Source organism: Janthinobacterium sp. SUN176, assembly GCF_030587335.1.
Classification (GTDB): Bacteria; Pseudomonadota; Gammaproteobacteria; order Burkholderiales; family Burkholderiaceae_D; genus Janthinobacterium; species Janthinobacterium kumbetense.
On record NZ_JAPWIA010000007.1, the window covers coordinates 54,425 to 74,025 of the forward strand.

The window sequence follows — 19,601 nt, forward strand, 5'->3', positions numbered from 1 at the left end:
CTATGCCGACCTCCCACATCCCAGTCATCGCCATCGACGGCCCTACCGCTTCCGGCAAGGGCACGGTGGCGCACCGCGTGGCCGACAAGCTGGGCTTTCATTACCTGGACTCGGGCGCGCTGTACCGCCTGACGGCCTTGAGCGCGCTGCGCCGCGGCACGGACTTGCGCGACGAGCACGCGCTGGCCAAGCTGGCCGAACACTTGCCCTGCCATTTTGCGGGCGGCGAGATCCTGCTGGCGCATGAAAATGTCACCGAGCAGATCCGTGCCGAAGAAGTGGGGAATACGGCGTCGAAAATTGCTGTTTTACCAACCGTCCGCCATGCCTTGGTCGGTTTGCAGCTGGGCTTTCGCAAGACGCCGGGCCTGGTGGCCGACGGACGCGACATGGGCACGGTGATCTTCCCGCATGCCCCATTGAAGGTGTTCCTGACCGCCAGCGTCGAGGCGCGCGCGCAACGGCGCTACAAGCAATTGATAGACAAGGGTTTTTCTGCTAATATGGAAGACCTTCTGATGGATTTGCAGGCGCGGGACGAACGTGATACTCACCGTGCGATTGCGCCGCTGGTCCCCGCAGAAGGGGCGCATGTCCTCGATACGTCGGCCATGACGGCAGATGATGCTGTCGAAATCGTGTTGAAATGGTATGCCGCAGTTGCAAAATAAGCAGCAAAATAGCGTGTATTAATGTGTAGTGCGTGCTATGTGGTGCCCGTTGACGGCTCCTGGCCTGTCCGGGTGTGTCAAAAACCTAACCCAGTTTAAGTCGCATCGTGCGATCTCTGCTGGATAACCTGTGTGAACCCTATGTCTACTGTTACAACTAACGAATCTACCGGTATGGAAAGTTTTGCTGCGCTCTTCGAGGAATCGTTGTCGCGTCAAGATATGCGCTCCGGCGAAGTTATTTCCGCTGAAGTCGTGCGCCTCGACCACAATTTCGTGATCGTGAACGCTGGCCTCAAATCCGAAGCATTCATCCCTGTCGAAGAATTCAAGAACGACCACGGCGAACTGGAAGTCAAAGTTGGTGACTTCGTTTCCGTGGCGATCGAATCGCTGGAAAACGGTTTCGGCGATACCATCCTGTCGCGCGACAAAGCCAAGCGTCTGGCTTCGTGGCTGGCTCTGGAAAAAGCGATGGAATCGGGCGAAATCGTCGTCGGTACCGTCAATGGTAAAGTCAAAGGCGGTCTGACCGTGTTGACCAACGGCATCCGCGCATTCCTGCCGGGCTCGCTGGTTGATACCCGTCCTGTCAAAGACACCACCCCATTCGAAGGCAAAACCCTCGAATTCAAAGTGATCAAGCTGGATCGCAAGCGTAACAACGTGGTTCTGTCCCGCCGCGCCGTCATCGAAGCTTCGATGGGCGAAGAGCGTCAGAAACTGATGGAAACGCTGAAAGAAGGCACGGTCGTGACCGGCGTCGTCAAAAATATCACCGACTACGGCGCGTTCGTGGATCTGGGCGGTATCGATGGCCTGCTGCACATCACCGACCTGGCATGGCGCCGTGTACGTCACCCGTCGGAAGTTCTGACGGTTGGCCAGGAAATCACCGCCAAAGTCCTGAAATACGATCAAGAGAAAAACCGTGTTTCGCTGGGCGTGAAACAACTGGGCGACGATCCTTGGACCGGTCTGTCCCGTCGTTACCCACAAAGCACCCGTCTGTTCGGTAAAGTAACGAACCTGACCGACTACGGCGCGTTCGTTGAAGTGGAACAGGGTATCGAAGGTCTGGTACACGTTTCCGAAATGGACTGGACGAACAAAAACGTTGCTCCTAACAAAGTTGTCCAACTGGGCGACGAAGTAGAAGTGATGGTTCTGGAAATCGACGAAGAGCGTCGTCGTATTTCGCTGGGCATGAAACAGTGCAAAGCCAACCCATGGGACGACTTCGGTGTTACCCATAAGAAAGGTGACAAAGTCCGCGGCGCGATCAAATCGATCACCGACTTCGGCGTGTTCATCGGCCTGGCCGGCAACATCGACGGTCTGGTGCACCTGTCCGACCTGTCCTGGACCGAAACCGGCGAAGAAGCCGTGCGTCGCTTCAAGAAAGGTGACGAACTGGAAGCCATCGTTCTGGCCATCGACGTTGAGCGCGAGCGCGTTTCCCTGGGCGTCAAGCAACTGGAAGGTGACCCATTCAACAACTTCGCAGCCATGAACGACAAAGGCTCGTTGGTAACCGGTACCGTTAAATCGGTTGAGCCTAAAGGCGCCGTGATCCAACTGTCCGAAGAAGTTGAAGGCTACCTGCGCGCTTCCGAAATCTCGCGCGACCGCGTTGAAGATGCTGGTACGCACCTGAAAGTCGGCGACACCGTCGAAGCAATGGTGTTGAACATCGACCGCAAAGCCCGTGGTATCCAACTGTCGATCAAAGCGAAAGACAACGTTGAAACCCAGGAAGCCATGCAGAAGATGGCAGCTACCGACAACAACGCAGCTTCGGGCACCACCAGCCTGGGCGCCTTGTTGAAAGCTAAGTTCGATAACAAGAACTAAGACTGCGGATACGGCAGATGACAAAGTCCGAGCTGATCAACCGCCTCGCTGAGCGTTATTCTCAGCTGGTGGCGAAAGATGCGGAGTATGCCGTCAAGACCATTCTCGATGCGATGACCAACGCCCTGGCGACCGGTCAGCGTATCGAGATCCGCGGTTTTGGCAGTTTTGCCCTGAACAGCAGGCCCCCGCGCATCGGCCGCAACCCGAAATCCGGCGACAAGGTGATGGTTCCCGAAAAACGGGTACCCCACTTCAAGCCGGGCAAACAGTTGCGCGAGCGGGTGGACGCGATGGTCGGACAACCGATCATCGAGGATTAATCGTCTGCTGGAAGGCGACACAAAGAGCGGCGTCCTTGGATGCCGCTTTTTTTTGTTAATATGCTGAGAATGCCTGACATAAGCTACTGCGCGTCGCGCTTTGCGGCCTGCGATGCTCACCGTACTTCAGTACGGTTGCGCTTCTCGGACCAAAGGGGGCGCCGAGCCTCGCTGACGCTCGCTACGCTTCTGTCAGGCATTCCAAGGTTGTGCCATACGGGCATTTTTTGTACTTTCTGGGCGTATCGATGAAAATCATCTCCACCATCGTTGGCTGTGTTCTCTTCGTCCTGTTCTTCAGTTTTGCGTTGAAGAATGCGCAGGTTGTCGACCTGCATGTTTTCCTCAATTATGAAATTCGCGGCCCCCTGGTCCTGATGCTGCTGGGCTTTTTTGTCGCCGGCGCCAGCCTGGGCGTACTGGCCCTGACGCCGACCGTGTTCCGTCACCGCCGCGAAGCGAGCAAGCAAAAAACCACCATTGCCGCGCTGCAGACCGTTGGCGTGGCCAGCAATGTCCAGCCGCAACCGGACAGCGTGAGCGCGCAGTAAGCGGCGCCATCGCTCCTATCTCTCTTACTCGAATAAAAACAATCGCATGGATTTTGAACTCTGGTGGCTCTTGGGTATCCCCGTGTTTTTCGCGCTGGGCTGGATTGCCGCGCGTGTTGACATTCATCAACTGGTGTCCGAATCGCGCAGCCTGCCGCGCAATTACTTCAAGGGCTTGAATTTCTTGCTCAATGAGCAGCATGACAAGGCCATCGATGCCTTCATCGAAGTCGTCAAGCTGGACCCGGAATCGGCCGATATGCACTTTGCCCTGGGTAACCTGTTCCGCCGCCGCGGCGAGACGGAGCGCGCCATCCGCGTGCACCAGAATTTGCTGGCGCGCCCGGACTTGCCGCTGGAGCAGCAGGGCCATGCCGCCTATGAGCTGGGCATGGATTACCTGAAGGCGGGTCTGCTGGACCGCGCCGAAGAAACCTTCAACAGCCTGGTCGATACGCAATATGCGGCCCAGGCGCGCCGCGCGCTGCTGGAAATCTACCAGCGCGAAAAGGAATGGCCACGCGCCATCGAAGCGGCCGTGGGCTTGCAGGAATCGGGCGCCGGCGCGCGCCAGAAGGAAATCGCCCAGTTCTATTGCGAACTGGCGCATGACGCGCTGGTGCACATGAAGCCGGACGAAGCCATGCCGCTGCTGGAAAAAGCCTTGCAGACGGACCGCAAGAGCGTGCGCGCCACTATCCTGACGGGCGACGTGCTGCTGGCGCGCGGCGACGTGGAAGGCGCGCTGACCACCTGGCGCCGCGTGGAGCAGCAAAGCGTGCCGCATGTGGCCCTGGTGGCGCAGCGTCTGATGGACGGTTATACCAAGCTGGGCCGTCCACAGGAAGGCGTCAACCTGCTGCGCTCCTACCTGGAAGAGGCGTCGTCGATCGACCTGATCGAAGTCGTCTTCAAGGCCGTCATCGAGCTCGACGGCGTGGAAGCGGCGAAACAGCTGGTCAGCGCCGAGCTGCGCCGCACGCCGACCTTGCTGGGCCTGGATAAACTGCTGGAAGCGCGCATGATGGATGCGCCGGCCGCCATCTGGTCGGAGCTGTCGATGGTGAAAAACCTCGTGCACGGCTATACGCAGAAGCTGGCCCGCTACCAGTGCAGCCACTGCGGCTTCAAGGCGCGCCAGTTCTATTGGCATTGCCCGGGCTGCAACAAGTGGGAAACCTATCCGCCACGACGCACGGAAGAACTCAACGTCATGAATTAGTCGTGCCCAGCACAGGGCTCATGGCTGCGTTGCAGCGCCTTGCCCTGAACCCTGTGCTGTGCACTTGCAGGTCAGAACCCATATTACAAATACGGCACAACCATGAAAATCACCATTATCGGCACGGGCTATGTGGGCCTCGTGACGGGCGCCTGCCTGGCGGAGCTGGGCAATGACGTCTTTTGCCTCGACCTCGATGTACAGAAGGTCGCCTTGCTCAACAGCGGCGGCATCCCCATCCATGAACCGGGCCTGGAAGAAGTCGTGGCGCGCAACCGCGCCGCCGGCCGCATGACCTTTTCCACCGACGTCGAGGCTGCCGCCGCGCACGGCGTGATGCAATTCATCGCCGTCGGCACACCGCCCGATGAAGACGGCTCGGCCGACCTGCAATACGTGCTGGCCGCCGCGCGCGGCATCGGCAAGTACATGACGGACTTCAAGGTCATCGTCGACAAGTCCACCGTGCCCGTCGGCACGGCCGAAAAAGTGCGCGCCGCCATCCAGGGCGAACTCGATGCGCGCGGCGTGGCCGCCACGTTCTCCGTCGCGTCGAACCCGGAATTCCTCAAGGAAGGCGCGGCCGTCGAAGACTTCATGCGCCCTGACCGCATCGTCATCGGCGTCGACGCCACGCCGGACGGCGAACGCGCGCGCGAATTGCTGAAAAGCCTGTACGCGCCGTTCAACCGCAACCACGAGCGCACCTACTGGATGGACGTGCGCTCGGCCGAATTCACGAAATATGCGGCCAACGCCATGCTGGCCACGCGCATCTCGTTCATGAATGAGCTGGCGAACCTGGCCGACAAGGTGGGCGTCGATATCGAAGCCGTGCGCCACGGCATCGGTTCCGACCCGCGTATCGGCCACAGCTTCCTGTATGCCGGTTGCGGCTACGGCGGTTCCTGCTTCCCGAAAGACGTGCAGGCGCTCGAGCGCACGGCGCGCGGCCACGGCCAGGAATTGCTGATCCTGCGCGCCGTCGAAGCCGTCAACGACCAGCAAAAGCAGGTGCTGGGCCGCAAAGTGGTCGCTCGCTTCGGCGAAGACTTGACGGGCCGGCATTTTGCCGTGTGGGGCCTGGCCTTCAAGCCGAATACGGACGACATGCGCGAAGCGTCGGCCCGCGTGCTGCTGGCTGACTTGCTGGGGCGCGGCGCCACGGTGGCCGTGTATGACCCCGTCGCCATGGCCGAGGCGCGCCGCGTGCTGCAACTGGACTTGACGCCTGAGCAATTGGCCAAGGTGCGCTTTGCCGACAGCCCGAAGGATGCGCTGCAGGATGCCGATGCGCTGGTCATCGTGACGGAATGGAAAGCCTTCCGCAGCCCCGACTTCGAGCAGGTCAAGGCGCGCCTGAAGCAGGCCGTCGTCTTTGACGGGCGCAACCTGTTCGAGCCGGCCGTCATGGCCGAGAATGGCATCGAATACCACGGGATCGGCCGCTCGATCCTGACGCGCGCATGAGCGCCCACGAGGTGGTCGCCTTGACGGCGCCGGCCGCGTTGGCCCAGGTACGCCTGCTGGTGGTGGGCGATGTGATGCTGGACCGCTACTGGTTCGGCGACGTCAGCCGTATTTCGCCGGAAGCGCCCGTGCCCATCGTGCGCATCGAAAAGCGCGAGGAACGCCTGGGCGGTGCGGCCAACGTGGCGCGCAACGCGGCCGCGCTGGGCGCGAAGACGAGCTTGCTCGGCGTGGTGGGCGATGACGAGGCCGGCAGCCAGGTCGAGCGCCTGCTCGAAGGCGGCGGCATCCACAGCTATCTGCAGCGCGACGCAGCCATTTCCACCATCATCAAGCTGCGCGTGATCGGCCGCCAGCAGCAGATGCTGCGCATCGACTTCGAGGATGCGCCCAGCGATACGGTGCTGCGCGACAAGCTGGCGCAGTTCAACGCGCTGCTGCCCCATTATGACGTGGTGATCCTGTCCGACTACGCCAAGGGCAGCCTGGTGAACGTGGCAGAGATGATCAAGGCGGCCCGGGCCGCCGGCAAGATCGTCATGGTCGACCCGAAAGGCGATGATTTCAGCCGCTATTCAGGTGCGTCAGTGCTCACTCCGAACAAGTCCGAACTGCGCCGCGTGATCGGCAGCTGGAATACGGAGGAGCAACTCACGGAGCGCGCGCAGCAGATGCGCGCGCAACTGGGGCTGGACGCCTTGCTGCTGACCCGTTCCGAAGAAGGCATGAGCTTGTACACGGCCGATGAGGTGCTGCACATGCCGACCGATGCGCGCGAAGTGTTCGACGTCTCGGGCGCCGGCGACACGGTGATCGCCACCATGGCAGCCATGCTGGGGGCCGGCATGGCCCTGGGCGACGCCGTGCGCACGGCCAACCGCGCCGGCGGCATCGTCGTCGGCAAGCTGGGCACTGCCACCGTCACCCGCGACGAGCTGTTTTCGCAGTAATATGTTGTATCGCCTGCGCCGGACCGTTTGATCTGGCGCAGGTTTTCCCGCAGTTCCGCAGTCCCATCTTGTCAACCGTATCACGCTACAGCCGTTAAGCCGTTAAGGCGCTGTTCCTCCCTTGCGTTCGAGTCATCTTGAAACCACATCACGGAGAGATACCCATGTTCAAAAAAATACTGCTGGCCATCGCCACCCTGATCGCGACGATGGGCTTTGCCTTTGCCCAGGTCGATGTTAACAAGGCGGACCAGGCGGCACTCGACAGCGTCAAGGGCATCGGCCCCGTCACGTCGAAAGCCATCGTCGATGAACGCGCCAAGGGCGGCGCCTTCAAGGATTGGGCCGATTTCGAAAGCCGCGTAAAAGGTATCGGCCCGAAAAGTTCCGTGAAACTGTCGGAAGCGGGCTTGCAAGTGAATGGCCAGGCCAAGTCCGGCGCGCCAGCGGCACCCGCTCCGGCGGCGAAAGCTGCCCCGGCAAAAAAGGATGCTGCAGTGAAGGAAGTTGCAGCGAAAGAAGCCGCACCGAAGCCAGCTGCTGCGACCGACACCGCTGCGGCACCAGCCAAGTCGGCCGCTGAAGCGAAGAAGGAAGCTGCTGCAGCCAAGAAAGAAGCCAAGGCCGCCGCCGCTGCCGCCAAGAAGGAAGCCGCCGCCGCCAAGGCAGTGCCTGCTGCCGCGCCGGCTCCCGCTGCTGCCGCGGCCGATGCCGCCCCTGTGAAAACGGCTGCCGAGACGAAGAAGGAAGCCGCTGCCGCGAAGAAAGCGGCAACGGCGGCCAAGAAAGAAGCCAAGGCTGCGGAAGCGGCTGCGAAGAAGGAAGCTAAACTGGCTGCTGCCGACGCGAAGAAGGCAGAAGCCGAGAAAAAGTAAGCGTGTTGCTGTAAAGCGTGTTGCGTGGTGGTGCCGCGCAGCACGAGAAGAAAACCCCGCGTGGTACCGGCCGCGCGGGGTTTTTTTTATTCCGCGGCCGGAATTTCCCGCTTGCCGGTGGGCCGGAATGGCGCAGCCAGTTGCCCGGCCAGCGTCTTCGGCATGTGCGCCTCGATGCCGCAGGCATCGGGCCATGTGCGCGGCAAGTGATGGGTGCCGAACACCCGGTCCAGCACGGGCAGGGTCGACGCATAGTTGCGGTTGATGTGTTCGAATTTGCTGTGGTGCCAGTGGTGGAAGGCGGGCGTGGCCACCAGCCATTCCAGCGGGCCGAAGCGCCAACGCAGGTTGGCGTGGATGAAGAAACCCCAGACGGTGCCGATCAGCAGCAAGAGCACGGGCGCCGCGCTGCCTGCCGCGCCGGGGCCGGCCAGGCCCAGCAGATACAGCGGCGTCAGGCCGAACAGGCGCGTGACGACCATGTCGACGGGATGGGTGCGCGTATTGGCGAGGAAATACAGCTGTTCCGTGCTGTGGTGCACGGCATGGTAGCGCCACAGCCATGGAATTTCATGGCTGAGCCTATGCCCCCAGTAAGTGCCGACTTCGCCGATCAGCAAGCCCAGCAGAAGCTTGCCCCACAGGGGCAGGGTAGACATGGTGGCGGGGATGGCGTCCGGCAGCAGGTGCTGGCCGGCGACGGCGAGCAGGGCCAGCGGCGCGGCCAGCAAGGCGGCCGGCAGCAGGCTGCTGATGAAATAAAAGCCCAGGTCGCTGAACAGTTCCGTGCGGGAACGTCCCGCGTGGCGTTCGCCAAACAAGCGCTCGAGCGGCACGAAGATCACGGCCAGCAGCACCAGCCACAGGCTCAGGCGCAGCACATCGATGGCGATGCCGGGCAGGTGGGTTTGCAGGGTGTGTAGCAGGCTCATTTCATTCCGTCAGGTAAGAAGCAAAAAAATCCGGACAAGGCTGGGCTGGTCCGGATTCTGTCACGCGCGCTGGCGGCTCAGACTGCTACAGCAGCCTTGCGGCGGCGTGCCATGAACCCCAGAAGGCCCAGGCCGCCGATCAGCATGCCCCAGGTCGACGGTTCCGGCACGGCCGACACCAGCGAGACGCCGTCGAGCAGCATGAATGGCGGCGCGCCGGACGGGCTGCCCTTGGCCATGAACGACAGCAATTCGCTGCTGTCCGTGGCCGTGAAGGTCATGCTGGCCTGGTGCCAGCCCGTGAAACCCTGGCTGACGTTGGCCAGGGATGCGGTCTGCTGTTTGCTGTTGCCCAGCGACACATCCCAGTAATTGACCAGGTTATCGCCACGGAAGCCCACTTGCTGGGCCGCGCCGTAGGAAAAGCTCAGGGTGTAGGCCTGGCCGGGGATCAGGCCGCTGACTTGCTGCGTGACGGGGCCGGGAAAGTAATCCCAGTCGGCCGCCAGTACGTTGCCGCCCGTAGGGCTGGCGCCCAGGCCGTTTTGCGGGCCGTGGCCGCTGTACGAATTCGGACCCCACAAGGCCAGCGCCGTCGCGGCGTTGGTGTCGTCGATGTTGTTGCCGTTCAAGACGAAGTTATAGCCTTTGCTGGACCAGTCGCTCAGGTAGGTGCGGTCCGCGCGCGCGTACGTGCCTTCGTTCAGCTGTTTCGAGGTGCCGTTGCTGGTCAGTTCGAAATCGCCATTCTTGACCAGGTTGGTCGTGGCGGCCTGGGCGGTGGTGACGCACAGGGAAGCGGCGGCCAGCACCAGCAAGGTAGATGTTTTACGCATGATAAAGCTCCAAAAGTGACAGGGTAGTGTTGCAGTCTGTCGGCGAGCTTTTGGCCAACGTTTATTCAATCGCGGAAGGGGCGAGAAGGGTACTTCAGGGACAGCGGTGGTGTCCCGTTGCAACGATTATAGCAGCGTTTGCCAAAACAGCATCTAACATGTCTCGAAAACAACAAATATTTTTAGATGGCAATTTTGCCAGGATTAAAAAGTTTTTGCATGCCGCGCACACCTACAGCTGCGATTCGATCGGCAGCCAGCGCATCACGGACACCAGCGTGCGGCGCCAGAAGCCAGCTTCGGGATCGTGCGTCCACACCTTGGCGGGCTCCTCGGTAGCGTCGGACCAGCGCAGGGCGCCCTTGTCGAGGAATACGCGGTAGCTGGTGTCGCTGGCCGTCGAATGCTGGAACAGCGCGCGCATGTCGGCCGCCAGTGCGGCATCGTCGAACAGCACGCCCATCTCCGTATTCAGCTGGGCCGAGCGGGGATCGAGGTTGAAGGAGCCGACGAAACCCCGCTGGCCATCCACCACGACGGCCTTGGTATGCAGGCTGGCGCGGCTCGACCCCATCAGGCTGATGCGCTTGCGGTGCAGGGTCTTCAATTCATACAGCTCGATGCCGCCGCCCAGCAGCGCCTGGCGGTAGCGCGCATAGCCTGCATGCACGAGGGCAACGTCGGTGGCGGCCAGCGAGTTGGTCAGCACCCGGACCTGGACGCCGGCGGCAACCTTTTCACCCAGGGTCTGCGTCAGTTCCGCGCCGGGCACGAAGTATGGCGAGGTCAGCAGCGCTTCCTCGCGCGCGTCCGTCAGCAGGGGCAGCAAGTTGTGCATGAGCCAGTGCTCGCTGCGCTGCAAACTGGCCACGGGCGCGGCTTTTTCCGGCGGGTCCGACAATACTTGCACGTGCGTGCTCCAGTGCAGGCGCAGCCGGCCATCGAGGTGGGCTTGCAGCTGGCCCGCATCGGTCAGCTGGCGCAGGTAGGGCGAGGCGTCCAGTTCTCCGGTCAGCGCGTCGAGGCGGGTGCGCACGGCCTGTAGCTCCGATGCGCCCGTGTTCTTGCCAGCGTGCAAGGCGCTGATGGGAATGACGGCGCGGCTGTTCCAGAAGCGGTCGAAGATGTCGCTCGTCTGCTGCACGGCGGGTCCCACCAGCAGCAAGTCCGCATCCTGGAAATTGACTTGTTCTGCGGCATCGAAGTATTCATCGCCGATATTGCGCCCGCCGACGAGGGCGACCCTGCCGTCGACGATCCAGGCCTTGTTGTGCATGCGCCGGTTCAGGCTGACGGCGCGCAAGGCCATTTCCATGGCGCGCAACCAGATGCCGTCGCGGTTGCGGCCCGGATTGAAGATGCGCACGTCGATCAGCGGGTGGCTGTCGAGCGCCAGGATGGCGGCGTCCTGGCCCCGCGCGTTGATATCGTCGAGCAACACGCGCACGCGCACGCCACGGTCGGCCGCGCGCAGCAGTTCGCGCACGAGCAGGCGTCCCGTGACGTCGTTATGCCAGATGTAGTATTGCAGGTCGATGCTGCGGCCCGCTTCGCGCGCGCTCAGGGCGCGCAGGGCGAACGCTTCCAGGTTGTCGTCGATCAGCGCCGTGCCGCTGTGGCCCGGGCGTTGCGCCAGTTGCGGCGCCAGCACGCGGTCGAGCAGGGTGGCATCCATCGCCACGGGCAAGGCCATTCCTGGCACACCCAGCGACCGCTCGGCGAAACGCCCATAGCTGTACAGGGCAGCGATGCTGAGCACGGTAAACAAGGTGGCCAGCAGCAACAGTTTGACGAGCATGCGGCGCACCGTCAGCGGACCGCGGGCATGTTGCGGCGCGAGGAAAGCTTGGCGGTGTGGGGCATGCGGACTCTTTCAGCTGGATGGCAACAGCCGATTGTAGCAGTTTCTACAATGCACGATTTTCAGGCGGAGCCAGCCGGCAGCCGCGCCAGGAAGCCGTGAATCTGCGACACCACGGCCGCCCCTTCACCGACGGCGGCGGCCACGCGCTTGGTGGAACCGGCCCGCACGTCGCCGATGGCGAACACGCCCGGCACGCTCGTTTCCAGGGCAGCCCGCTCCGGCAAGTCCGGCGGCGGGTAGGCTAAATGCGCCGCATGGCCGTGCGCGCGGCATTCGGCGCGCGTGACGTCGAAGCCCGTGCGGATGAAGCCCTGTTCATCGACGGCCACGGCGCAGTCGTGCAGCCAGTCCGTGTTCGGATCGGCGCCGACGAAGAGAAACACGCGGCGCACGGCGCAAGCGGCTTCCTCGCCCGTGCGGTTGTTGCGCCAGCGCACCTCCGTCAAGCCATCGTCGTCGCCTTCGAGGGCGATGATTTCCGTGTGCGTGTGCAAGGTGATGTTGGGTGTGGCGGCGATGCGCTCGATCAAATAGCTCGACATGCTGGCCGCCAGCCCTTCGCCGCGGATCACCATGTGGACCTTGGCGGCGTGGCCGGAGAGAAACACGGCCGCCTGGCCGGCCGAATTGCCGCCGCCGACCAGGATGATCTCTTCCTGCCGGCACAGCTTGGCTTCGATGGGCGAAGCCCAGTAATACACGCCCCGTCCCTCATACGTTTTCAGGTTCGCCAGCGAGGGGCGGCGATAGCGCGCGCCGCACGACAGCACCACCGTGCGGGCCCGCACCTGCGTGCCGTCGCACAGGTTGACGCGCAGTGGCCAGGTGTCGCACAGCAAGTTGGCGGCGCTGGCCGGCGTGGCGATCTCGACGCCGAATTTTTGCGCCTGCACATAGGCGCGTCCCGCCAGGGCGCGGCCAGAGATGCCGGTGGGAAAGCCCAAATAATTTTCGATGCGCGCGCTGGCGCCTGCCTGGCCGCCGTACGCGCGCTGCTCCAGCGCCAGCACGGTGAGACCTTCGGACGCCGCATACACGGCCGTGGCCAGGCCGGCAGGGCCGGCGCCCACCACCAGCACGTCGAAGATCTTGTCGCCGGACAAATCGGGCAGCATGCCCAGACAGCGCCCCAGTTCCGCATTGCCGGGATTCTTCATGATCTTGCCGTCCGGACAGACCACCAGCGGCCACTCCTGCGACGTGGGTTGGTAGCGCCCGGCCAGCGCGGCGGCGGCCGCATCCGTGGCCGGATCGAGCACCGTGTGCGGATGGCCATTGCTAGACAGAAAACTTTGCAGGTGGAACAGATTGCCGTTGCCGCGCGGTCCCACCAGCACGGGGCCGCCCGAGTTGGATTCGATCAGCGCCACGCGGCGCAGGATCAGGGCGCGCACGATGCGTTCGCCCATCTCCGCCTCGGCCACGATCAGCGCGCGCAAGGATTCCGAGCTGATGTCGAGCAATTCCACGGCGCCCACGGCGCTGCCGTTGACGAGGGTGGGGCGGCCGGACAATTGCGCCACTTCGGCAATGAAGTGGCCGACGCCCACTTCGCGCAGCTGCGACGCCTGCCCCAGCACCTCATGACGCTTGATGCTGACCCGCCCGGACAATATCACCAGCATGCCGAAGCTGCTGCTGCCCGCCTCGAACAGCGTATCGCCATCGGCAAAGCGCCGCCGCGTGCCATAGCGCTGCAAGCGCTGCAGTTCGAGCGCGGTGAAGACGGGCGAGATCTGGTGGCTGCGGCCCTGCAAGTCGAGCGTGGCAAACTGGACGGGATCGTCCTGCGTCGTTTCGGGAATGAATTCGGGTGTGTTGCTGGCCATGGCGAGTCCGTTCGGAGGCTGAATAAGCAAATAACAAAAATAACTAACAGTGGCGAGTCTAGCGCATGCGGCGCGCGCCTGCCGCAATCGCCCTTGTACACGCCCGGAAACGGCAGCGCGGCAGGCGCCGTGCGGCATGCGGCGGCGCAGCCGGACGCGCACGCAGGCCCGGATGCAGGCGCCGATGAGCGATACGCCGCCCAGCATCTCATATTAGAATGGGTCTTTGTTGAATCTACTCAAACAGACACGATGGCTTACAAGACACTTGAAGATACGATAGGCAATACCCCGCTGGTGCAGCTGACGCGCTTGCCGGGTGCCGATGCGCTTGCGCGCAACAACGTCATCCTTGGCAAGCTGGAGGGCAATAATCCGGCCGGCTCCGTGAAGGATCGCGCCGCCATGTCCATGCTCAAGCGCGCTGAAGAGCGCGGCGTCATCAAGCCGGGCGATACCCTGATCGAGGCGACCAGCGGCAATACGGGCATCGCGCTGGCCATGGCCGCCGCCTTGCGCGGCTACAAGATGCTGCTCCTGATGCCCGATAATCTCAGCGTGGAGCGCCGCCAGAGCATGGCCGCCTACGGCGCCGACATCCTGTTGACGCCGAAGACGGGCGGCATGGAATATGCGCGCGACCTGGCCGAGCAGATGCAGAAGGATGGCCGTGGCGTGATCCTCGACCAGTTCGCCAACGAAGACAATTCGCGCGCCCACTATGAAAGCACGGGGCCGGAAATCTGGCGCGATACCAATGGCCAGGTCACGCATTTCGTCAGCGCCATGGGCACGACGGGCACCATCATGGGTGTGTCGCGCTATTTGAAAGAGCAGAATCCCGCCATCCAGATCATCGGCGCCCAGCCCGAGGAAGGTTCGCAGATTCCCGGCATCCGCAAGTGGCCGGAAGCGTACTTGCCGAAAATCTATGACAAGTCGCGCGTGGACCAGGTGGAATACGTGAGCCAGGGCGTGGCCGAACGCATGGCGCGCAGCCTGGCGGCGGAAGAGGGCTTGTTCTGCGGCATCTCGGCCGCCGGCGCATGCGAGATCGCGCTGCGCATCTCGCAAACGGTGGAAAACGCGACGATCGTGTTCGTCGTCTGCGACCGTGGCGACCGCTATCTGTCGACCGGCGTGTTTCCTGCTTGATAGTTGATACGGGAAAATAATATCGGCCAGAACGGCCTGAGAACTGCTGGAAATACCCCCTCCCCACGGCGGGGAGGGAAAACCTGCGCAACTGGCAGGATCAGCCTTGTGGCGTTTCGCCTTCTTTTGGCTTGAATTGCTTGTCGCTGATGCGGAATTTGTTGCGACGGTCACCCATCAGGTAACGCAGGTCGCGGATGCTCAGGTCGCTGACTTCGTGCATGCGGATCAGCAGCGATGCGCCGACCGGCAGGCGGTGGTGGCGGATTTTGCTGATGACTGGTGGCGCTACTTCCAGCGCGCGGGACAGGGCTGCGTCGTTTTTCAGGCGCAGGTTTTCGATCAGGGTATCGAGCAATCTGTTTGGGTTGTATTGAAGCAGATCGTCGGAGTCCGAATCGCTGTTCATATCAATGCCGACTTGGTTTGTCATGATGTTATTGTTCCTTCTGTAGTTGCACTGCAAAGTAAAAAACACTCGGAGCTCGCTCTTGCTGCGTTCATGTTCATTCTTTACTAAAAGGAACGAATTCACACACGGTACGATCCGGGATACAGTTTTTCGTAATATATACACAATTGTACAACAGGATTCAATTTCAGGCCGGAAAGCCCAGTAATCTTGCTTTGTACAAAATAGGTGTTGTCTTGTTGCAACACCTATTTATTCTTTATTATGCTCTATGATAGAACAAAAATTGTACTTTGACAAAAGTTAAGTATAAAACCATTTCCGTATTCCGTGCCGTACAAAGGCTGGCGAGCAAGGCTGGCACATGTTATCGGCCCTACCATAGACTTGTTTTCTGGTCGCTTCAACATCCCTTACGCTTTCTTACAAGTAATATTATAACTTTACACCGACTTTCAGTTAGCGTGCGCGCACTTGACTGATGGCCTTGCCCAAGTCGATCACTGACATGGCATAAAAATAACTTCTGTTGTACTGAGTTATAGCAAAGAAGTTATTGGTTGCCAAGTGATACTCAGTTGCTTCTGAACCATTTTGCAGATCGATCAGGCCGAACAACATGTTTTGCGGCGTGGACGGGCCGGCGCTCACGCCGGCCTCCTGCAATTCCGCCAGCCGGTACTTGGCTTGCAAGCCCTGGCCGATGAATTTTTCCCAGGCGCGGCTGGCCGAGACGGTGACGGGATAGGTGCTGATGGCCGGATCGTCGCGCCGCCAGCCGTGCTCGACGAGGAAATGCGCGACGCTGCCGATGGCGTCGGCCGTGGAATTGCGCAGGTCGATGTGACTATCGCCATCGAAGTCCACCGCATATTTCATGATGCTGCTAGGCATGAACTGGGGCAAGCCGATGGCGCCCGCATACGAGCCGAGCAGGGTCAAGGGATCGATGCCATCCTTGCGCGCATACAGCAGCGCGTTTTCCAGTTCCCCCTTGAAAAACTCCATGCGCGCGGCGCGGGTCGGGCTTTCCGGATAGGAAAACGCCAGGGTGGTCAGCGCGTCGAGCACGCGGAAGCGGCCCGTGTTGCGTCCATACACCGTTTCCACGCCGATGATGCCGACGATGATTTCGGCCGGCACACCATACTCGCGTTCGGCACGCGCCAGCGCTTCCGCATTTTCTTCCCAGAATTTCACGCCCGCATTGATGCGCACCGGCTCGATGAAGCGGGCGCTGTACGCTTGCCAGTTCTTCGGCTTGCCCGGCGGAGCCGGCTTCATCAGTTGCACGGTCGATTCGACATAACGCACCTTGCCGATCAGGGTATCGAGTTCGGCGCGGTTAAAGCCATGCTTGGCGGACATGTCGTCGAGGAAGGCGCGTACTTCTTTCCAGTTGGCATAGTCGACAAATTCGCCCTCGAAGTCGAATTTCGCCGGCGCTTTCTTCGCCGCCGGCTTGCCGGCGACCTTCTTGACGGGCTGGGCCTTGGCCGCGCGCACGGCACGGGCGCGGTCGGCGTCGGAAATATTGCTGTTTTCGCCTGCGTGCGCGGTGGACAGGCACAGGGGAAGGGAGAGGAGCAGGGTCAGGGCGGAGGTTTTGATCGGTAACAAGGAGCGTCTCATCGGCATTGGGTTAACAGGCGGCGCAAGCTGCGCCGCGCGCGGAGTTGTTCGTCTGGGTTGGCATTACCATACTTCATCGCGGCATAGATTGCCAGAAACTGTGCGATGGCGGCGTGCGCTTCTTGTGTGGCCTTGCCTGCGGCCAACCGGGCAGCATAACCGTGCGGGCCTTCATGCGGCGCACGGCTGTAGCCGCGCCGCGCCTGCCGGTGGCAAAACTGCGCGTACAGGGCGTCGAGCGGATCGCCTTGCCGTGTCTGCCGCCACCAGACCAGTGCGCCGGCCAGGGCGGACAGCAGGGCCAGCACGGCGCAAGCGACTGCCAGTTTCTTTGCCGGCACATTTTTCAAGCCATCGAGCATGGCGCGCCGGCGTTGCGGCGTGGTGTCGAGCACCCAGCGGCTCCAGGCTTGCTCGGCTTGCTGCCATTGCTGGCGCCACGCGGCCAGCGCTCCGTGCGCGCCGCCGTCGAGGCCGGCCAGGGCGCGCCATGCCGTCAGCGGGGACGGGGCCGGCGGCAGGGCGGCATCGAGGTTGCGCTCCGTGCGCAGGGGCGCGACGGCGCTGGTGGGATCGACGCGCACCCAGCCCCGGCCCGCCAGCCACACTTCGCTCCACGCATGGGCGTCGGACTGGCGCACGCTCAGGCTGTTGTCTGCCGCGCCATGCAGGCCGCCCTGGTAACCGGTGACGACGCGCGCGGGAATGCCCATGGCGCGCATCAGCACGACAAAGCTGCCCGCGTAATGTTCGCAAAAGCCCGCTTGCGTGGCAAACAGGAAGTCGTCGACGCCATGCTTGCCCAGCAGCGGCGGCTGCAGGGTGTAGCGGAAGGGGGCGCGGCGGAAGTGTTCGAGCACGGCGGCGATGGCGTCGGCGGGCGCCAGCGCCTGCGCGCCATGGCCGCGCAATGCGCGGGCCCAGGCCACGCTGCGCGGATTGCTGCCGGCAGGCAATGCCAGCCAGGGCTGCTGCTGGGCAAAAGTCAGGCTGGCCTGCAAGCGGTAGCGGGGCTGGGAACTGACGCGGTAACGTACGGTCGAAGTAATGGGCTGTATGGTCAGCACTTCCAGCGCGGACGACACGACATACGGATTGCCGGGCAAGCGTTCGATGCTGCGCGGCACGTCGAGCGCGAAGATGCGCCGCTGGCCGCTCGCTTGCAACGTCACTTCGTATTGGCTGGGCTGGCCTTCCAGGGCGATGTCTATCCGGCTGTCGCTGGCAGGCGTGCGCTGGCCAGCGCCCCTGCGCGTCCAGGTGGTGCCGTCGAAGTCGCCCAGCACCACGCCGCGCCAATACAGCTGGTCTTGCGGCGGGAGCGGCGTGCTGAAACGGGCTGTGAAGACGGGGTCGCTTGACAGGGCCAGCGAGGCGATGGCGCCCGGCTGCATGCTGTCGGACAAGCCCGTGCGCGCCTGCGTGCCTTCTGGTGCCGCGCCCCACAGGGGGCCGTCGACGCGTGGCACGGCAAGAAACATCACGGCCGACAGGGGAAGGGCCAGCGCCAGCATGTGCCCCAGCAAGCCCAGTCTGTGCGCCAGGCGCGGTTGCACGGCGCCATACTGGGACGACAGCAGGCCGGCCAGCAGGACGATGACGGTGGCCAGCATCCAGGCGGCGCTGACGATGCCTTGCGCATGAAAGAAGTTCGCCAACAGGAGGAAAAAACTGAGGAAGACGAACACGAAGATGTCGCGCCGGCCATGCATTTCCAGCGATTTCAAGGCCAGCAGCAAGGCCAGCATGGCTACGCCCGCATCGCGTCCCAGCACAGTGCCGTAGCTGACATAGACGGCGGCGATGCCGAGCAAGGCCAGCGGCGCGAGCACGGCCAGCCGCGGCTGGCGCCGGCCCCGTACGGTGATGAAGGCGCGCCACAGCAGGGGCGCGGCGGCGGCGGCCGACAGCCATGGGGGCAGGTGCAGCGCGTGCGGCGCCAGCACCATGGCGGCGGCCAGCAACAGCAGCAGGATGTCGGCCTTGTCGCGCGGCAAGTTGGCTAGCCATTGCCTCATGCCAAGGCCTCATCCTGTGGCAAATCGTGCGGCAAATCGTGCAGGGCCAGCGCGCGCAGGCAGGCGTCGCGCTGGCGGGCGCCCAAGGCCGGCGCCACGGTCAGCGTGCCCAGGCGCAAGCCGTATGGCAGGCCCGTGCGTTCCGCCTGCAACACCCAGGCGGCCAGGCGCGACAACCGCGCTTCCGGCGCCAGCGCGTGCAGGGCGGCGTGCTCGAGCACGATGCTGTCAGGGACGGCTCCCGTTGGCGCGTCGGCGGCTGGCTGGAATTGCTTGCTGAATAAATGCTCGCCGTCATGGCGGGCGATCTGGCGCCAGGCCAGGCGCCGCAAGGGGTCGCCCGCTTGGTAGGCGCGCACGCCCGCCAGTTCCACTGCCAGTTCCAGGGCGCCATCGGACGTGCGTGGTCGTGTTTGTTGCCGTGTCTGCTGTACCGTGCCTGCCGGCAAGGGCAGCGGCGGCGCGTTGTGCTCGGGTTGCGGATACACGAGCACGCGCGCCTCGGGCTGCCAATGGCACCAGGCGATAAACAGGCCCAGCGGGAAACTGCCGGACAGGCGCACCGGCGGGGCAATCACCCATCCACGTTGCCGCGCCGCCACGACGATGGTGACGGCCGTTTCCCCGTGGGCGGCGATGTCGACCGGGCCGGGCGCCGCCGCCGAATCGCGCATGGCCAGGTGGATCGCATGGCGCGGGCGGGCGCTGCGGTTGATCAGGCGCAAGGTGAACGTGGCCTGACTGCCCGCGAACACGGGATTGCCCGGCGTGGCGGCCAACGCCAGGCCCGCCAGGTTACGGCTGGCAAACAGCATGTCGGCGATGGCGCAGGCGGCCGCGAAACAGGTCAGCGCGTAGCCCAGGCCCAGGCGGTAGTTGACGGCGGCGATCCACAGCGCCAGCAGCAGCGCGGCAAAGGCCAGGCCCGCGCGCGAGGGACGGATGTGCACGCGCTGCGCGCCCAGCCAGGGGCGCGCCGGCAGCCAGCGGATGGTGCGCAGGCGCAC

The 19,601-nt window shown here is 63.0% G+C and carries 17 protein-coding genes; 9 read left to right on the plus strand and 8 right to left on the minus strand.

Annotated features, from left to right (window positions below; translation table 11 throughout):
* The first annotated feature begins 2 nt into the window (after positions 1-2).
* The 8 genes from cmk to O3299_RS26880 all read left to right on the plus strand — a co-directional run bounded on the left by cmk (position 3) and on the right by O3299_RS26880 (position 7,916).
* A complete protein-coding gene (cmk, locus tag O3299_RS26845) occupies positions 3-671 on the plus strand; it encodes a (d)CMP kinase (protein WP_305063588.1) in 669 nt (222 codons plus the stop codon).
* Positions 672-812: 141 nt separating this feature from the next.
* Positions 813-2,525, plus strand: coding sequence for a 30S ribosomal protein S1 (gene rpsA / locus O3299_RS26850; RefSeq protein WP_071650172.1), 1,713 nt, complete (start codon positions 813-815; stop codon positions 2,523-2,525).
* A 17-nt stretch (positions 2,526-2,542) separates the two neighbouring features.
* Entirely contained in the window at positions 2,543-2,848 is a 306-nt protein-coding gene (locus O3299_RS26855; protein ID WP_008446215.1) for an integration host factor subunit beta, read from the plus strand.
* Between the two features lie 248 nt (positions 2,849-3,096).
* A complete protein-coding gene (locus O3299_RS26860; RefSeq protein ID WP_077400759.1) occupies positions 3,097-3,399 on the plus strand; it encodes a lipopolysaccharide assembly LapA domain-containing protein in 303 nt (100 codons plus the stop codon).
* A gap of 46 nt (positions 3,400-3,445) precedes the next feature.
* Entirely contained in the window at positions 3,446-4,621 is a 1,176-nt protein-coding gene (gene lapB, locus O3299_RS26865; protein ID WP_077400762.1) for a lipopolysaccharide assembly protein LapB, read from the plus strand.
* 102 nt (positions 4,622-4,723) lie between these two features.
* Positions 4,724-6,091 (plus strand): UDP-glucose/GDP-mannose dehydrogenase family protein, encoded by a 1,368-nt coding sequence (locus O3299_RS26870; RefSeq protein WP_099665144.1) that lies wholly within the window; start codon positions 4,724-4,726, stop codon positions 6,089-6,091.
* Positions 6,088-7,041 (plus strand): D-glycero-beta-D-manno-heptose-7-phosphate kinase, encoded by a 954-nt coding sequence (gene rfaE1, locus O3299_RS26875; RefSeq protein ID WP_251349952.1) that lies wholly within the window; start codon positions 6,088-6,090, stop codon positions 7,039-7,041. Before O3299_RS26870 ends, rfaE1 begins: the two co-directional genes overlap by 4 nt.
* 164 nt (positions 7,042-7,205) lie before the next feature.
* Entirely contained in the window at positions 7,206-7,916 is a 711-nt protein-coding gene (locus tag O3299_RS26880) for a helix-hairpin-helix domain-containing protein (RefSeq protein ID WP_305054428.1), read from the plus strand.
* A gap of 86 nt (positions 7,917-8,002) precedes the next feature.
* On the opposite strand, the gene O3299_RS26885 is transcribed toward O3299_RS26880, so the two are convergent.
* The 4 genes from O3299_RS26885 to O3299_RS26900 all read right to left on the minus strand — a co-directional run bounded on the left by O3299_RS26885 (position 8,003) and on the right by O3299_RS26900 (position 13,377).
* The gene (locus O3299_RS26885; protein WP_305054429.1) at positions 8,003-8,848 is read right to left on the minus strand and encodes a sterol desaturase family protein; all 846 of its coding nucleotides are present in this window, start codon (positions 8,846-8,848) and stop codon (positions 8,003-8,005) included.
* A 77-nt stretch (positions 8,849-8,925) separates the two neighbouring features.
* A complete protein-coding gene (locus O3299_RS26890; protein WP_305054430.1) occupies positions 8,926-9,684 on the minus strand; it encodes a PEPxxWA-CTERM sorting domain-containing protein in 759 nt (252 codons plus the stop codon).
* Between the two features lie 232 nt (positions 9,685-9,916).
* Entirely contained in the window at positions 9,917-11,482 is a 1,566-nt protein-coding gene (locus O3299_RS26895) for a phospholipase D family protein (protein ID WP_305063589.1), read from the minus strand.
* A gap of 125 nt (positions 11,483-11,607) precedes the next feature.
* On the minus strand, positions 11,608-13,377 hold the full coding sequence (locus O3299_RS26900; RefSeq protein ID WP_305063590.1) for an FAD-dependent oxidoreductase: 1,770 nt from the start codon (positions 13,375-13,377) through the stop codon (positions 11,608-11,610).
* A 252-nt stretch (positions 13,378-13,629) separates the two neighbouring features.
* Here O3299_RS26900 and cysM point away from each other — a divergent pair, with 252 nt between their 5' ends.
* On the plus strand, positions 13,630-14,532 hold the full coding sequence (gene cysM / locus O3299_RS26905; RefSeq protein WP_035825682.1) for a cysteine synthase CysM: 903 nt from the start codon (positions 13,630-13,632) through the stop codon (positions 14,530-14,532).
* A 100-nt stretch (positions 14,533-14,632) separates the two neighbouring features.
* On the opposite strand, the gene O3299_RS26910 is transcribed toward cysM, so the two are convergent.
* From O3299_RS26910 to O3299_RS26925, 4 genes are all read right to left on the minus strand, one after another.
* Complete coding sequence (locus O3299_RS26910; RefSeq protein WP_034751784.1) at positions 14,633-14,965, minus strand: hypothetical protein; 333 nt, start codon at positions 14,963-14,965, stop codon at positions 14,633-14,635.
* Positions 14,966-15,403: 438 nt separating this feature from the next.
* Positions 15,404-16,582: a lytic murein transglycosylase B gene (mltB, locus tag O3299_RS26915; protein WP_370385316.1), complete on the minus strand. Its 1,179-nt coding sequence runs from the start codon at positions 16,580-16,582 to the stop codon at positions 15,404-15,406.
* On the minus strand, positions 16,573-18,594 hold the full coding sequence (locus O3299_RS26920) for a DUF3488 and transglutaminase-like domain-containing protein (RefSeq protein WP_305063592.1): 2,022 nt from the start codon (positions 18,592-18,594) through the stop codon (positions 16,573-16,575). The genes mltB and O3299_RS26920 overlap by 10 nt, the downstream gene beginning before the upstream one ends.
* The gene (locus O3299_RS26925) at positions 18,591-19,601 is read right to left on the minus strand and encodes a DUF58 domain-containing protein (RefSeq protein WP_305054435.1); all 1,011 of its coding nucleotides are present in this window, start codon (positions 19,599-19,601) and stop codon (positions 18,591-18,593) included. Before O3299_RS26925 ends, O3299_RS26920 begins: the two co-directional genes overlap by 4 nt.